17 protein-coding genes are annotated in these 15,549 nt (G+C 40.7%); all 17 read right to left on the bottom strand.

The window, feature by feature from the left end; translation table 11 throughout:
• Positions 1-1,437, bottom strand: coding sequence for a TolC family protein (locus tag LU635_RS07765; protein ID WP_240097860.1), 1,437 nt, complete (start codon positions 1,435-1,437; stop codon positions 1-3).
• Between the two features lie 62 nt (positions 1,438-1,499).
• Entirely contained in the window at positions 1,500-2,618 is a 1,119-nt protein-coding gene (locus LU635_RS07770; protein ID WP_240097862.1) for an efflux RND transporter periplasmic adaptor subunit, read from the bottom strand.
• Between the two features lie 27 nt (positions 2,619-2,645).
• Positions 2,646-3,908: an ABC transporter permease gene (locus LU635_RS07775; RefSeq protein ID WP_240097864.1), complete on the bottom strand. Its 1,263-nt coding sequence runs from the start codon at positions 3,906-3,908 to the stop codon at positions 2,646-2,648.
• Position 3,909: 1 nt separating this feature from the next.
• Complete coding sequence (locus LU635_RS07780; RefSeq protein ID WP_240097866.1) at positions 3,910-5,154, bottom strand: ABC transporter permease; 1,245 nt, start codon at positions 5,152-5,154, stop codon at positions 3,910-3,912.
• Positions 5,147-5,848 carry an ABC transporter ATP-binding protein gene (locus tag LU635_RS07785; protein ID WP_240097868.1) on the bottom strand — a complete coding sequence of 234 codons (702 nt, stop codon included), beginning with the start codon at positions 5,846-5,848 and terminating at the stop codon, positions 5,147-5,149. Before LU635_RS07785 ends, LU635_RS07780 begins: the two co-directional genes overlap by 8 nt.
• Before the next feature lie 127 nt (positions 5,849-5,975).
• On the bottom strand, positions 5,976-6,215 hold the full coding sequence (locus tag LU635_RS07790; protein ID WP_240097870.1) for a hypothetical protein: 240 nt from the start codon (positions 6,213-6,215) through the stop codon (positions 5,976-5,978).
• A gap of 49 nt (positions 6,216-6,264) precedes the next feature.
• Positions 6,265-6,804, bottom strand: a complete 540-nt coding sequence (locus tag LU635_RS07795; RefSeq protein ID WP_240097872.1) for a DUF420 domain-containing protein — start codon at positions 6,802-6,804, stop codon at positions 6,265-6,267.
• The gene (locus tag LU635_RS07800) at positions 6,801-7,535 is read right to left on the bottom strand and encodes an SCO family protein (protein WP_240097874.1); all 735 of its coding nucleotides are present in this window, start codon (positions 7,533-7,535) and stop codon (positions 6,801-6,803) included. The genes LU635_RS07795 and LU635_RS07800 overlap by 4 nt, the downstream gene beginning before the upstream one ends.
• A gap of 1 nt (position 7,536) precedes the next feature.
• A complete protein-coding gene (locus LU635_RS07805; RefSeq protein ID WP_240097876.1) occupies positions 7,537-8,169 on the bottom strand; it encodes a hypothetical protein in 633 nt (210 codons plus the stop codon).
• Between the two features lie 84 nt (positions 8,170-8,253).
• The gene (locus LU635_RS07810) at positions 8,254-8,622 is read right to left on the bottom strand and encodes a cytochrome C oxidase subunit IV family protein (protein ID WP_240097878.1); all 369 of its coding nucleotides are present in this window, start codon (positions 8,620-8,622) and stop codon (positions 8,254-8,256) included.
• Between the two features lie 17 nt (positions 8,623-8,639).
• Positions 8,640-9,620 carry a cytochrome c oxidase subunit 3 gene (locus tag LU635_RS07815; RefSeq protein ID WP_240097880.1) on the bottom strand — a complete coding sequence of 327 codons (981 nt, stop codon included), beginning with the start codon at positions 9,618-9,620 and terminating at the stop codon, positions 8,640-8,642.
• A gap of 45 nt (positions 9,621-9,665) precedes the next feature.
• Positions 9,666-10,247 (bottom strand): cytochrome c oxidase subunit 3, encoded by a 582-nt coding sequence (locus LU635_RS07820; protein WP_240097882.1) that lies wholly within the window; start codon positions 10,245-10,247, stop codon positions 9,666-9,668.
• Entirely contained in the window at positions 10,238-11,140 is a 903-nt protein-coding gene (cyoE, locus tag LU635_RS07825; protein ID WP_240097884.1) for a heme o synthase, read from the bottom strand. The genes LU635_RS07820 and cyoE overlap by 10 nt, the downstream gene beginning before the upstream one ends.
• A gap of 87 nt (positions 11,141-11,227) precedes the next feature.
• Complete coding sequence (locus LU635_RS07830; protein WP_240097886.1) at positions 11,228-13,351, bottom strand: gliding motility protein RemB; 2,124 nt, start codon at positions 13,349-13,351, stop codon at positions 11,228-11,230.
• 116 nt (positions 13,352-13,467) lie between these two features.
• Complete coding sequence (locus LU635_RS07835; RefSeq protein ID WP_240097888.1) at positions 13,468-14,190, bottom strand: energy transducer TonB; 723 nt, start codon at positions 14,188-14,190, stop codon at positions 13,468-13,470.
• A 570-nt stretch (positions 14,191-14,760) separates the two neighbouring features.
• Entirely contained in the window at positions 14,761-15,159 is a 399-nt protein-coding gene (locus tag LU635_RS07840; protein ID WP_240097890.1) for a VanZ family protein, read from the bottom strand.
• Complete coding sequence (gene gcvH / locus LU635_RS07845) at positions 15,149-15,529, bottom strand: glycine cleavage system protein GcvH (protein WP_240097892.1); 381 nt, start codon at positions 15,527-15,529, stop codon at positions 15,149-15,151. Before gcvH ends, LU635_RS07840 begins: the two co-directional genes overlap by 11 nt.
• Positions 15,530-15,549 lie beyond the last annotated feature (20 nt).

The following is a 15,549-nucleotide window of genomic DNA, read 5'->3' on the forward strand; positions in this document are numbered from 1 at the left end:
TTAAAATTTTAATTCCCTCACCGGAATTCCAAAGTATAATTCTACAACTTTTAATTTAAATATATAATCATATTTAGCCCGTAATACTTCTCTCTGAGCATTTTCAAACCTGACTTTAGCCTGGCTAAAATCGAAGGCATTGGTCAGTCCAACATCATAACGTTCAGTGGCATATTCAAAGGCCTTTTCCTGGGCCTCCACGGCTACAAGGGCCGCTTCGTAAGCCTTAAAGGCTCCTTTAGCATCTGTAAATGCCTGGTAGACGTTCGCCTCCAGATCAAGTTCTGCCTGCTCAAGTCGGTATTCTGCACGGAGAACCCCTATTTCATTTCTTTTCACCTGATTCCTTGTTGCAAAACCATTCAGTACCGGAATATTTAGCTGAACTCCATAGCTAAATCCATCATTTCTGGACAACTGGTCAAAAAACGGTAATGGAGAACCCAGTACAGGAATAGTATTTGGAGATAAAACAGCCTGATTGGTCCCTTCTACAAAACCTATCTGCCGGGTTGGATTATCAGGATCGGGAATTATATCCACCACCTGGTCCTGCCCCGTTGCACGGGTATTATAGTTAAAAAAGGCATTCAAGGTGGGAAGATAGGCTCCTTTTGCCAGTTCCACATCTTTTTCAGCAAGTTCCTTACTGGCTTCAGCGATCTTGATTTCAGATCTTTCTTCTTTAGCCCTTTCAATCACATCATAAACCGAATTGTCCAGGATCTCACTTCCTAAAATGTTATAATCCCTTTCAACTATATCGAAATTCTGATAATCCTTAATCCCCAGAGTTTGAGCCAGACTAATCAGGGATATCTGTATCTGGTTTTCAGCCAGGATCATTTTTTGCTGTTCATCAGCCATGGTGGCCCTTATTTCCAAAAGGTCCCCTTCCGGTAACACACCAGCCTCTACAAGGTCCCGGGTTCTTTCTATCTGCTCCTGGGTGACTTCATTCTGAGCCTTAAGAACCTCCAGGTTCTGTTTGTTGAAAAGAACCTGCAAATAAGCGTCGGCCACGAAAAGTGCAATATCGTCTTTCATCTTATCCAGTGAATATTCAGTGGCCAGCCTGGATATACGTGCTCGTTGAAGTTCTTTAAAATTCCTCAATCCGTCAAAAAGCGTAAGTCCGGCCGATAATCCTGCCGAAAAGTTTCTAACCGTTTGATTTTGTAAGATACCTGTAGTAACATTTTGCGTTAAACCTGTGTTCCAGGAATTGGTAGCCTGGCCGTTAATACTTGGAATAAAATTCCCGATAGCATCCCTCTTATCGATAGCTGAAAATTCTACATCAAGTTCAGCCTGTTTTACCGAGATATTATTTTCAAGAGCATAATTAACACACTCTTCAAGGGTCCACTCCTTATCCTGCGCACTCATAAGGCTGGAAAAAAGCAATAGGAAGGCTAGTAAGCTAAAATTCTTCATAATGGTTGTTCTGTAAGATATGTCTGTAAAGTGTAGAGCTTGTTACACAAAGAATAAATTTTCTAGTTTTGAGCTATGTTCATGGCAGGTTTTATCTGGTTCCAAACCTTGATCTTGTCTCCTTTTTTTACTCCGCTCAGCACTTCCACATTGATTCCATCACTCACACCAAGCTTCACATCCTGTCTTTTGAATTCCTGCTCACCTGTCATTATCTCCACGAATGGCTCTTTGGTTTCGGGGTCAAACTGCACCAAAGCTTCTTTAATAGCGAGAACGTTGTCGGCACGGGCAAGAATAATAGAGGCATTTGCACTAAGCCCTGCTCTGATAAAGGTGGTATCAGCCTTATCCAGCCTTCCTTTTATTTCAAACTGAATTGCCCCATTCTCTTCCACTCCTTTCGGCGCTATATAATCCAGCACAGCATCGAAAGATTTATTTTCAATAGCTCCCACGGTTACCTCTAATGGAAGGTCTTCTTTTATCTTACCAACTTCACTTTCATCAACCTTACCTTCAAAGATCATTTCGTTAACATCAGCCAGAGTCGCGATGGTAGTGCCATCATTAAAGTTATTACTCTCAATCACCTGATTCCCGGTCTTTACCGGAACATCCAGAACCATCCCTTCCACTGTAGAGCGAATAAGAGTGTTGGCTGCACTTCCAATGCCACTGGTGGTACCGGTACGAACGATCTCATAATTCTGTTGTGCCGATTTAAAATTCTGATCGGCTCTTTTAAATGAAACCTCGGCAGCATCAAAGTCATTTGCCGAAATCACGCCTTTATCAAAAAGTTCTTTCTGTCTCTCGTAGACCTTTCTCTCATTATCAAGATTGATTTTGGCCGTTGCCACTGCATCCTTGGCGCTCTGTAGTGACGATACATTAGGTATTACGCGAATCTTGGCAATAAGATCTCCTGATTTTACCTTGTCTCCGGCTTCGATATAGATCTCATCGATAATGCCCGAGATATTAGGTTTGATAAGAACTTCCTCCTTAGGCACTATCTTTCCGGTTGCCACTGTTTTCTTAATAATGGTTTTTTCAGTAGGCTCCTCGGTTTCATAGACCACAGGATCTTCCTGATTTTTTTGATAGAGGTAGTACAATGCTCCTATAAAGGTAACAGCGATTAGCACTAAAATTCCGATGGTTACAAATTTTTTCATTTCTTGATTATATTATCTATTCAGTTTTTATTCAGTTCGCAAGGCATCCACTGGTTTCACCTTTATGGCATGCTGTGCAGGGATAAGGCCGGCCAGTAAGCCGGATATTATTAATATTGTAAGAGCTATCATCACCACTCCAAGGTTCACCGATGGATTGGCAAACATCATTTCTGAAGTGTCCATTTGATCGAGTTGAAAATTCACTAACCAGATAACTCCTGTGGCAAGTATGATCCCGGCCATACCCGAAACTATCGTGAGAAATACAGATTCCATCAGAATCTGACCTCTTATGGACCAGGGAGTTGCTCCAAGAGCACGGCGCACCCCAATCTCATTGGTCCTTTCCTTCACCACTATCAGCATGATATTACTAATACCGATGATTCCTGACAGTAATACCAGAACCCCAACGAAATAGGCAACTGCCTTAAGAGCCACAAATAGCCCATTAACTTTACTGTATTCTTCAAACAGATCAAAATGACCCACTGCCCGGTCGTCCTCGGGATGTATAGTGTGACGGGCCTTTATCACATCAATTATTTCATTTTTCAGGTTTGTAATTGGAAACCCGTCCTTTGCGGTAATGGCCATCCAGCCCACCTGGTTACCCATATTAAAGGCCTGGGAAAAAGCAGTGAATGGAACATAGATCTGTTTCTGACCCTCTTCGGCATCTCCACCCTGGCTTTTCTTCTTGTAAGTCCCAATAACCATGAAATTCACTCCGTTGATCTTTATATAGGTCCCCACAGGATCTTCACCAATATCGTATAATGCCGCTTTTACCCCTTCACCTATAATGGCTACCTTCCGCTTATCCTGAATGTCTGAATAGTTGATAAACCTTCCGGAAGTGATATCCATGGGTTCCTGCTGAATGATCTCCGGATAATCTCCATATACATTGAAAGCTCCGGTATTCAGTCCGCGTACCACATTATTTGCTCCTCCAAAACCGCCAAGCTGATTCCTTGGTGAGATAAATCTTAAGGCCGGAACCTGCTCTTTTATTGCAGCCACATCTTCGATCTCAAAATTATAACGACGCCCCTTGGGCAAACCTTTATATGGCTTGGAAGCAACCTGCGTCCACATGAACATGCTATTGGTAGCCATCCCTCCAAAGTCCTTCATCACGCCATTTTCAAGACCCTTGCCGGCAGCCAGTAGTATCACAAGTATAAATATCCCCCAGAGCACCCCAAAAGCAGTTAGAACTGTTCTGAACCAGTTTGCAGTAAGGGCTTCCATTATTTCACTCCATCTGTCTCTGCTAAACATATTATTCGTCTCTTAAAGCAATTATTGGTTTTATTCTCGCGGCTCTCCATGCCGGAAAAAATCCTGCTAAGGCTCCGGCCAGTACCAGAATAAAAACGGTATTGAGTGCTACGGTAAAATTCACCGTGGGATTATATATAAACTGAGTTTCGATTGCAGGGCCTATGAATTCTAAAAGAGTCAGACTAAAAATAAGCCCAATAAACCCAGCGATCGCTGTTACGAAAATAGATTCATGAAGTATCATCCATACAATGGACATCGGCTGGGCCCCAAGCGCTTTTCGTATACCAATTTCCCTGGTTCTTTCTTTTACTATTATGAGCATAATATTACTCACTCCAACAACGCCCGCGATGATAGTACATATCCCAACTCCCCAGAAGAATAGTCGGATCATATCCATAAGTCCATAAAACCTCTTTGCATTCTCTAAAGTATTATTGATATTGATCGCGCGGTTGTCATCCGGGGATATGGTATGCCTTTCTTTTAAGAATTCATCCAGGTCCTGGGAAAAAGCTGTAGAAGCCGCCACAGCCGCTTCAAAATTATCCTCAGGCTTAAGAGTAAGATACAGCCTTCCAATATTGTTTGCCCCTCCAAGAGCCTTTTGCGCTGTAGTAATTGGTATCACTACCCTCGCCTCTTCTCTTTCCCCTCCAGGGTCAGTAAATACACCAACTACCTTAAAATTGATACCAGACAACTCAACATATTTACCAACAGGATCTACTTCCTTAAACAAATCGTTCTTAACCTGATAGCCGATGACTATGGATTTTTCCACATTCTGTATATCATTATTATTGATGAACCTTCCGGCAGTAAGACTCATGTTCTCCAGGTATTGAAAATCCGGGAAAACTCCATCCATCCTATAGCTTCCAGATTCCTTGCCATAGGAAATTACACTACTCCATACCTGATATGTTGAAGAGGTCTTATCCAGTTTATCACTATGCTCAAGAAGAATCCGGTTATAATCCTCGTTCTTCATTTGTATACGTCTTCCGGGATTTAGTCCTTTATATTCTTTTGAAGTCACCCCAGGCCAAACAAAGATCAGGTTAGAAGCATCCTGTTCGAATTCCCGGGCAATTCCATTCCTCATGCCCTCTCCGATTCCAAGAAGTACAACCAGGATAAATATTCCCGAAGCTACCGAGAGCCCCGTTAGAAACGTGCGTAATTTATTCTTACGTATAGTTTCAAAAATCTCATTCCATCTGTCCAGATCAAACATTTTCCAAAGCCCTTACCTGTGAAACCTTTGTATCCTCTATAATCACCCCATCCTTAAGATGCACTATCCTCTTGGTCATCTGGGCAATATCATGTTCATGGGTCACCACCAAAATGGTACGGCCCTCATCATTGATTTCCTGAATAAGATCCATTACTTCATAAGAAGTTTTAGTATCAAGTGCTCCGGTTGGCTCATCGGCCAGAAGTACTTTTGGGTCGCTAGCCAGCGCCCGGGCAATTGCAACCCTTTGTTTCTGCCCTCCTGAAAGCTCATTGGGCAAATGAGCAGCCCAGTCAGCCAGCCCAACCTTTTCAAGGTAGTTCATGGCGCGATCTATCCTTTCAGACCTTGAATGTCCCTGATAATACAATGGAAGCGCAACATTATCCAGTGCCGATTTATAACCGATAAGGTTAAAGGACTGAAAAATGAATCCTAAAAATTTATTTCGATATTTCGCTGCCTGCTTTTCACTAAGGTTCTTTATAGGAACTCCATCAAGCACATATGAGCCTTCATCGGCCTCATCGAGCATCCCCAGGATATTCAACAGGGTTGACTTTCCAGATCCAGAAGAGCCCATAATGGAAACCAGCTCGCCTTCTGCAACATTAAAATTGATACCTTTTAGAACGTGCAAGCTGTTTGCACCCATCCTATAGGATTTGTGAAGATTTGATATTTCAATCATGATTGATGGTTATTAAACAGGAAAATCAGGTCTCCTACTTAATAAGACTACTGAAAAAACAAAATGTTACAGTTTTGGAAGTAAAAAACAGGCAACCAGAAGATTAATATTAGCCTGTGGAACAGTTTCAGGAAGTCTTTCTCTTATTACGCCTCGATCTATAAATAAAGTAACCTACCCCTCCAATGAGCAAATAGGGAAAAATCATAAGATATAATATACCGTCATTGATTCCTTTAGCGGCACTTTGATCTGCCTCACTTTCAAGAACAGCCCGGCACATGGCACACTGAGCTTCTGCCAGGCCTGGTACCAGCAAAAAAATCAACAGAATAAAGTTCAAATATTTCAAATTCCTTGCACTCATCTTCAGTCTAATTAAACCTTTCAAATTTAATAAATCATTCGCGCTATTTCTAATAATAAGGCATCATAAATAAGAAAACCAGAACACCCGTTATAGCCACATAAAGCCATACAGGAAAAGTCCATCTGGCGACTTTGGCGTGTTTATCATATTGCCCGCTTAATCCCCTGTACATGGTAAAAAGTACCAGGGGAACAATTACAGCAGAAAGCACAATATGTGTTATAAGAATAAAGAAATATACATATCTAAGAATGCCTTCCCCACCATAAGGTACCGGCTCATTGCTTATTTTAGAAAGCACGTAGCTAACCAGGAAGATAACCGACAGACCAAATGCAGCGATCATGGTATTTCTATGCTGGATATAATTCTTAATGCTCATAAAAAAATAACCTATGATAAGAAGAATTGCTGTTGCGAAATTAAGTACTGCATGAAATAATGGAAAGGTGATAGCATCGGCACCAAAAATATTATAACGTTCTGGTAAGAGCATTAAAATCAGAACTATCACCGGAACGGCAACAGACAGGCCAATAATAACCGGGATTGCCACCCGATCTGAATTTCTTAAGGTAGTTTTCAAAACAGTTTCTTTATATCCTGAATTAACATATCGATCTGAGGTTCTTCCTCACCCTGAGCCACACTTTTATTTCTTTCAACAGAGCCCCTGTAATAGATGACCGGGTTTCCAAACTGATCCCTTCTGGACCTGATATATCCTTCCTTATCTATCAAAGCGAACATTCCCTGGTGAGCAAAACCACCAGCCGCTTCTTCACTTTCACCCGCATAAATACCAAAACCCTGATTTGCCAGTTGATATATCTTCTCCCTTTCACCGGTGAGTAAATTCCAGTGTGGATGATCTATTCCATGATCTGAAGCATATTTTGCAAGGACCTTCGGTGTATCGTGTGTAGGATCTATGGTAAAAGAAGCTATGCCAAAATCATTTCTGTTTTCAAATTCATTTTGAATCTCCACCAGGTTCCTGTTCATCACCGGGCAGATCGTTGGGCAGGTGGTAAAGAAAAACTCAACCAAATAAACCTTTCCCTTATAATCTTCATTAGAGATGGTGTCCCCGGCCTGGTTAACAAATTCAAACCTGGGCGCCTTTTTCTTTTCCCCATCAAGCACTATATAAGCCAGTTCTTCACCAGAATCCTTTGCTGACTTTTCCTTTTTCACATTAAGTCTGTTGTTAGATACAACTTCATTTTCACTAATACGGTCTATGATCTTTGGAATGAATATGATCCCAAAAACCAGGATAACCAGCGAAATCCCTATATAAGAATAATTCTTCATCTTATTTATCTTTGTTCCTTTTCAGTGCGAGGCGATATTCGGCGAGTATCACCTTTACATCATCGTTCATTTTATTACTAAGTTCAGCCACATTCCCTGAATCATAACCATACAGCTTCCCTTCTTTTTCATCATCTCTTCCGCGTAGTTTCAACTCCTTATCCACTATAAAAACATACGGGCTGTAATTATTAGAGTCAAGTTGATGGGGAGTTTGAAAACTTTGAAATACTCTTTGAACGTTTTCGGGGGAAGAATAAGCAATCTTCCACGCTGAAGATTCACTTATCATTTTGAAATCTTCCACAAAAGCCTGGGTTTCATCCCTAGCAGAAATGGGCAGGATAATCACGAACTGAAAGTCATCGAAATTGTAATACTTCTCCAGTATCTTCTGATCAAGATTAAAGGTATTTCCCTTTATTTTTTCAAGGTCTGAACCAAAGAAAGCCACAACACTGATCTTATCCCTGAAGCTAACAAGGCTATCATTATTGGTTTCAAAATCTTCAATATCGCTCACCTTCTCTGTTAGCACAGGCAATCTGGCAAAATTATTCTTACCTGACGCAAAGAATAAATATGCGGTTATGGGAAGAGCAAAGAGAATTCCAAGGACCAGAAACTTTTTCATAGAAGAAAATCCTGTTTTACAAAGGGCTACAAAAATAAAAAGACGGTTTCATAAAACCGCCTTTTCAAATGCTTTTAACTTTTGTTAGAAATCCCAGGCTACGTGCCCGTTCCTATAGACTTCGTAAATATAGTTTCCTTCGGTTAACAGGATAAAGATCAGGTAAGAAACCAAAAATACACCTGTCCATACTACTGCTCTTCTAAGCCCTTTCGTTTCATGTTCAAGGTGCATGAAAGCCCAGGCAATATAATATGCCTTGTAAATTGTAAGAATAATAAATATCCAGTTAAGCAACTTCATCGCCAGAAGGTAAGTATCAGTAAGGAATGCAGGTTTAATAATCCCCAGTGCTACTTCGACTATGGTTACCACCGAAAGTATTGCAAAAACAGTCCAGATCCTTTTTGTTGCTGATCCGTGATCTTGATGTTGTGTAGTATCGTGAGCCATAATTTTTTATTTCAGAATTAAACCAGGTAAAAGAATGTAAATACAAATACCCAAACAAGGTCTACAAAGTGCCAGTACAGTCCTACTTTTTCAACCATCTCGTAACTTCCACGTCTATCGTAGGTACCAATAATCACATTAAAGAATATGATGATATTTATTATTACTCCTGAAAATACGTGGAAACCGTGAAACCCGGTAATGAAAAAGAAAAAATCTGCAAATAATGGATGCCCATATTCATTTTCAACCAGATTGGCACCTTCTACTGTTCCAATTGCATCATTATTAAGAGCAGCAAGGGACTCTTCACGTGTGAGTACAGTCTTCTCCCCATCTTCAGTAAGCACCTGTGTTCTTATAAGTACATCCTCCTTTTGTATGAATCCTGCCTTTACCTCCGCCAGGCTATAAGATGGCAGATCTTGTCCGGCATCAAACCAGATTCCGTTATTACGTTCATGTTCGGTTCTTTCTCCTTCCACCGGAACAGCTATTTCTGCAAGGCCTACTCTTTCTCCTTCAGTATTTACAAACTGAAGTATATTACCGCCTTTGGTTGTTACTGCTCCATAATCTCCTTTAATAAAGGTACTCCATTCCCAAGCCTGAGAGCCAACGAAAATAAGCCCCCCCAGAATTGTAAGGAACATATAAAATGTAACTTTCCCCTTCTTCATATGGTGACCGGCGTCTACCGCCAACACCATTGTTACAGAAGAGAATATCAGGATAAAGGTCATTAACGCCACATAGTACATTGGCGCTTCTACCCCATGTAAAAATGGAAAGTGGGTAAAAACCTCATCGGCAATTGGCCAGGAGTCAATAAATTTGAATCTTGAAAAACCATAAGCGGCAAGGAATCCTGAAAAGGTTAAAGCATCTGAAAGGATGAAGAACCACATCATCATCTTTCCGTAACTTGCTTTTAGTGGTTCATTTCCACCACCCCAGGTTTTTCCTTCTGTGCCTGTTCTAACAACAGTAGCCTCCATAGAAGTATTTTAATGTTAAAGGATGCGCAAAAATACGCAATTTTATTATCTAAAGAAATATAAAAAGAAAATCAGGTATAGCCACAGGATTTCCACGAAGTGCCAGAAAGTTGCACCAAGCTCAAATCCAAGCATTTGACCTTGCTCGTAGCGTTGTTTAAAATGGTTATAAATTAAAACCAAAAGCACTATTATTCCTATTGCAAGGTGAGCCAGGTGGGCCAGTACGAGCACATAAATAAATGAAGTGGTAATGCTACTTTCACTTCCGGTAAAATAGTAACCCTGCTGAATGATCTCTGAAAAGCTATAAAACTGGAATACCACAAACAGGATCGCCAGGATCAGGGTACCTATCAAAAATGCAGTGGCATTTCTTCTGTTTCCGGCTTTAATGCTTTGCTTGGCCAAAACCAGAGTACCACTACTAGCTATAATAACAAGTGTACTCCATAAAAATGATAATGGAAGTTCGAAATCGGTAAGCCAGTCCGGCCTGTTCTTACTTACCACATAGGCACTGGTAAGTCCGGCAAAGGTCATCGCCATACTAATAATTCCAAACCAGAGCATCATCTTTTTTGCCCGGCCATGTTTCTTTTCGTTAGATCCTTGTGTTAAATCCATTGTCTAATAAATTTATCCAGTACATATACAATTTGAAGCAGTGTTATGTAAGAAACACTGGCAAACATCAGTTTTTTTGCGGCTTCAGCCGTTTTTTGCTGAAATAATCTTATCGCGTAATAAAGCATTCCCAGCCCCAGAATAAATATGATCACTCCCGAGACAGGAGTTAAAAAAAGTTTTCCCGTCACCCCGAAAACAGGGATTAAGGAAACCAGTATCGTCCAGCAAGTATAAAGAATTATCTGTATTGCCGTTCCGCGATCCCGCTTGCCTGTTGGCAACATAAAGAAGCCGCCCTTTTTGTAATCATCAAATAACCACCAGCCAATTGCCCAAAAATGGGGAAATTGCCAGAAGAACTGTATCATGAAAAGCGTACCCGGTTCAATACTGAACTTTCCGGTAGCCGCAACCCAGCCCAGCATGAATGGTATCGCTCCCGGAAAGGCACCAACGAAAACGGACAGCGGAGTCTTTGTCTTAAGAGGCGTATAGATGCTTACATACAGAAAGATGCTTATCGCACCAAACATCGCTGTCTTGGGATTAATGATATATAAGACCACCAGACCCAGGACCGTAAAAATACTTGCAATACTAAATGCCACAGGAACCGACATTCTTCCCGCAGGCAGGGGTCGGTTTTTGGTACGATCCATCAGTGCATCCAGGTTACGTTCAATAATCTGGTTGTACGCATTAGAAGCCCCTACCATGAGGTAACCCCCAATCGCCAGCAGGGTCACTACCACGAAATCGATATTATCGGCACCTAAAAAGTAGCCTGCTACCGATGAAAAGACCACACTAATAGCGAGTCTCATCTTGGTTATTTCCTTAAAATCTGACAGGATTGAAGCGTTTGAACTATGTACGCGAGTGTTGCTCAAAAAGGCTTTTTTTAACTGGCGCAAAGATACTCCTTAATTGGGTTTTAACAAGAAAGGCAATGTGTTAATTTTCAGTAATAAAAATGACTAATAATCGAAATACCAGTTAAAGATATCTGTTCGCAGACCAAAATTTATCCAGGCTGTTGAATTCTCAAAATTGGCAGGCGTATTTGTTTGAGGATTGAAATCGCGGTATATGAAGCTGGCAAAAAGTTTCAGATTCGTGGTTGGATTCACGATATAACCTGCCTCAAGTTCAGTATAAAACGAGTTGGTGGTATTTCCCTGACCAATCTCCACTCCGGTTTCCATAGGCCGGTCTTCCTCAGTTCTATAGATATTTTGACCATAATTTGATTTTGAACCGAAATCAGTGAAATCAAAACCACGCTTTCCATATATAATTTTTGTGCTACCATACCAGCGATCGCGTTTATATCTCGCAATCCCGATAAACTCCCTGAAATTAGCTCCCCAAAGATGAGCCATAGACTGGTTGTTATGCCCGTAATTAAGGGTGATAGAATTATGGGAAAAGGTATAAGGCCTCACCTGGTTATATTCCACCTGCAAATAGAGATTTTCAACATTAAAGGCATCGAAATATTTCAGACCCAGCTGAAAACCAAGTTTATTCTTCCAGCTGCCTTCACCCCCAAAAACGTCACCTGAAGAGAATTCATCAATAAGCCACTGGCCATAAGTATACGCCCTGTCAGAAAACTTGTATTTCCCGGTAAGCCCTATGATTGCATTTCCCCCATCTGCTCCGGTAGCAAATTCGATAGCCCGGTAAAAAATCACAGGATTCAGATAATTAAGATCGAATCCTCGATCATTATCATTCTCCCACATTACCGACTCAAAAAACCCAAGGTTCAGGCGTTTGGTCACATTCCAGCTGAGATAATGATTCGCAATATATTTTGTCCTGAAAGATCCGCTATTTACTACGGCAGGCCTTACATCTCTTAGCGACATCCAGGTATTGGTATATTTTATTTTCCAGAAACTGGTGTTCAATTTAAGATAAGGATATGGAGAAGGATTATCACTTAAAAGCAAAGACCTATACCCATCCCCAATAAAATTATTTCCATGACCAAATTGAATATTGATAAATTCTGCAGGAGTAAAAGACAAATAACCTTCTGCGACGGGATAATCATAGCCTTCATCCATAAATGTCTTGGCAATTCCGCGTCCCGGCACTATTGCAGGATCTCCGCCAGCGGGTCTTATTGATTCGGCATACCTGTTATAATATTCTGCAAATCTCCCCTGACTCTCATAAATTACTGAATAGAAATTGAATTTTTTTCCAAGACCACCCTGAACAATAAACTCCCGCCCATTATTATAGGTGAAATCATGAGATGTTTGTTCAAAATCCTTTCCTATCTGAAGGTCGAAACCGGGATCTAAAGTAAACCAGTAATCATCGGTTTGAAATCTCACCAGATGTTCATTCCAAAGCTTTCTTCCTGCCCAGGTAGACCTGTTTTGCAACAAAGCATCACGGTGGGCTTCAAAATCATAATACCTGTTCACCTCATTAAACATAAGGGGCTTTGAAGCTGAATGTGTATTAGTCCCTATCCTGTTGAAATCAGCATCGAACCTGCTATAGAATTCATGTGAAAGAGGAATATTTATCTGGCTGGTATATTCCGGACTTGTAAACTCACCGGATTTTATATTTTCATATTCCGTAAGCGGATTATCGGTAAGACTCTCCGCCTGCTCCACTTCGGTCTTTAATTCGATCTCATCTTCTTCATCAATCTCCTGAACGACAACATTACTGTTCAGCGGAATTCTCAAGGGCAGTTTAAACTGCATATGAATTGGCCGCCCATTATAAGTCGCCGGTTTAAGAACCGGAAGCTCCTCAAAAACCCTTCTTATTTCATCCTTAAGCTCATCGTAGGCTGCATCCATATATATGATCTGGAACCTACCCTCTTCATCGACCTCAAAAATAATGGTTAGAAGACCTTTGTAATTTTCAGATTTAACCACTTCAGGCAATTGAAAACTTTCGGTGATAAAACTAACAAGGTTTCTATTAAAGCAGGCTGCCTGATCGTTATAATCAACATTTTCACACTCTTCAAATTCAGGATAAACTTCAGAAGACAGGCTTGTATCCTGAGCGGTTAGTTGGAAACTTAAAAATATAAAAGGAAGAAGTAAAATATACTTCATACGCTTAGGGGGCCTATTGTTTTACGGTTGTAATATACATTTTTTCCTAAAGGCAATTTACATAAAATAAAAAATCCCGGCGAATGCCGGGATTTAAAATATCTTTTTATGTAAAATTAGTCCTGAACCTTAAAGGCAATTGGAAGTGAGTACATAACCCCTACCGGTTTACCACGCTGCTTACCAGGTTTCATTTTAGGCAAACTGTTGATTACTCTCGCAGCTTCCTGCTCAAGTCTTGGGTGCGGAGCACGCGCTCTTACCTGACCAATATTTCCTTTCTCGTCAATTCTAAACTGTACTATAACACGGTTAATACCAGTTAATCCAAGTTCAGCACCAAGATCAGTATCAAATTCCTTATTAACGAAGCTACTAATCTTCTCACTCATACATTTCTTACGCTCATCATTATTCCTTAGGTTCTCACAACCCGGGAAGATTGGCACATCCTCAATAACCGCAAATGGAACATCTTCTACCTCTTCCTCTACTGGAGCCTCAACAACTTCTTCAACTTCCACGATCTCATCGAGATTGGTTTCAGTAGACTGAATTTCGTCTTCCTCTACCTCTTCTTCATCTTCCACAACCTCAATCACCTCTGGTGCCGGTGGCGGCGGTGGTGGCGGTGGTGGAGTGTTCTGCATTTCAGTAATCGGGACATCTTCCTCATCAAGAGCGTCCATATTTACTTGCCCTATATCTATCTGTTCAGGATCATAAGTCTTCCACTCAATTGCCTGCCAAGTTAGAAATAGAACGATGACAAGACCAAGCTGCAAGTAAAGCACTCTGTTCCTTGTTAAGTCAGCTTTAGGATTTTTCTTCGGTTCCATAATGCGTTATATTGTTAAGGGTTGCTAAAATAAAGATTTTTTCCAAAAAATTAAATTTATCTGAGATAATAAGCGATTAAAAACTCAGTATTTTTATAAAGTCGTCATTCTCAGTCCTGAACTTTGAATTTTAAAGGGATTATAAAAGAAGCAGGAACTGTTTTTCCTCTTTGTTTTCCAGTCTGCACTTTTGGGCAACCTTCTTATTACGCGTTCAGTCTTTTTCCAGTTCGGGGCTGGAGACGAGCTTTTGATCTGTTCAACCTCACCTTTCTGTTGACTTTATACATAATCACCTCAAGATTCGTACCAGTGAGACCCATCTCGAACTAAACCGTGTTGAACTCTTCGCATACCAGCAGTATACAACCGTGCTCAAGGATCCTCAACGAATTCGGAAGGAACATTTACCGGCTGTCTCCAATATCCCTAAACTCCTTTATTCATTAAGACTCCGCCAGGTCATCCAGATCTTTCCAGTTAGGGAACTCTATCTTCTTTAGCTACAATTCACGCACAAATATTGCAATGGTAATGAAAAATTATCAATGGCTTATTTAATAATAAAGATTAGTCAATTTTCTGTTTCAGGCTTTTTACTGTTGGTGCCATGACCAGAAAAAATAAAACAGCAAGAATAACACCCGTAGAGTTGGCCAGGATATCCCACCAATCGGGAGTTCTGTAACTGGTAAGGGTTCCCTGCAAAACCTCTATCAACATACCAAAGATAAAACAGGCGAATGCCACCCATAGCAGATTGGAAGTATAGCGCTTAAAACTGGAGTTTTTAAAAACAAAAAACAGATTCCACAAAAAGGCCAAAAACAAATATGCTCCGGCATGGAGCATTTTGTCTGTGGGATCAAATCCCGCCATACTAATCTTAAAGTCCATCACTATCAAGGAAAAATAGGTAATGGCACCGGTATAGATCAGTGCAGTAAATAAAAGTATTCTAGCTACCAATTATTTCTTTATATTCTTCAGCAGACAAAAGATCTTCTATTTCAGAGGCATCTGAAAGCTTCACTTTTATCATCCAGCCTTCACCGTAGGGATCAGCATTTACTTTCTCAGGCTCATCCTCAAGACTGTCATTAAATTCAATGATCTCACCTGAAACGGGCATGAAAAGATCAGAAACGGTCTTCACCGCTTCCACAGTTCCAAAAACTTCTTCTCTTTCCAGAGTCTCGTCCAGGGTCTCTACCTCAACATATACGATATCCCCAAGCTCTCCCTGGGCAAAATCTGTAACTCCTATGGTTGCGGTATCACCTTCTATCTTAACCCACTCGTGGTCTTTTGTGTACTTTAATTCTTGTGGAATGTTCATAGTTTAGTATTATAAGACCG

The organism is Christiangramia crocea, assembly GCF_022410465.1.
Lineage (GTDB): Bacteria > Bacteroidota > Bacteroidia > Flavobacteriales > Flavobacteriaceae > Christiangramia > Christiangramia crocea.

Bases quoted from the DNA above. Each gene is read 5' to 3' on its own strand.
- LU635_RS07785 (WP_240097868.1), bottom strand. From the start codon at position 5,848: ATGATTGAAATATCAAATCTTCACAAATCCTATAGGATGGGTGCAAAC.
- LU635_RS07775 (WP_240097864.1), bottom strand. From the start codon at position 3,908: ATGTTTAGCAGAGACAGATGGAGTGAAATAATGGAAGCCCTTACTGCA.
- LU635_RS07800 (WP_240097874.1), bottom strand. From the start codon at position 7,535: ATGAAGAATTATTCTTATATAGGGATTTCGCTGGTTATCCTGGTTTTT.
- LU635_RS07830 (WP_240097886.1), bottom strand. From the start codon at position 13,351: ATGAAGTATATTTTACTTCTTCCTTTTATATTTTTAAGTTTCCAACTA.
- LU635_RS07780 (WP_240097866.1), bottom strand. From the start codon at position 5,154: ATGTTTGATCTGGACAGATGGAATGAGATTTTTGAAACTATACGTAAG.
- LU635_RS07810 (WP_240097878.1), bottom strand. From the start codon at position 8,622: ATGGCTCACGATACTACACAACATCAAGATCACGGATCAGCAACAAAA.
- LU635_RS07765 (WP_240097860.1), bottom strand. From the start codon at position 1,437: ATGAAGAATTTTAGCTTACTAGCCTTCCTATTGCTTTTTTCCAGCCTT.
- LU635_RS07770 (WP_240097862.1), bottom strand. From the start codon at position 2,618: ATGAAAAAATTTGTAACCATCGGAATTTTAGTGCTAATCGCTGTTACC.
- LU635_RS07820 (WP_240097882.1), bottom strand. From the start codon at position 10,247: ATGGATTTAACACAAGGATCTAACGAAAAGAAACATGGCCGGGCAAAA.
- LU635_RS07815 (WP_240097880.1), bottom strand. From the start codon at position 9,620: ATGGAGGCTACTGTTGTTAGAACAGGCACAGAAGGAAAAACCTGGGGT.
- LU635_RS07835 (WP_240097888.1), bottom strand. From the start codon at position 14,190: ATGGAACCGAAGAAAAATCCTAAAGCTGACTTAACAAGGAACAGAGTG.
- LU635_RS07805 (WP_240097876.1), bottom strand. From the start codon at position 8,169: ATGAAAAAGTTTCTGGTCCTTGGAATTCTCTTTGCTCTTCCCATAACC.
- gcvH (WP_240097892.1), bottom strand. From the start codon at position 15,529: ATGAACATTCCACAAGAATTAAAGTACACAAAAGACCACGAGTGGGTT.
- LU635_RS07790 (WP_240097870.1), bottom strand. From the start codon at position 6,215: ATGAGTGCAAGGAATTTGAAATATTTGAACTTTATTCTGTTGATTTTT.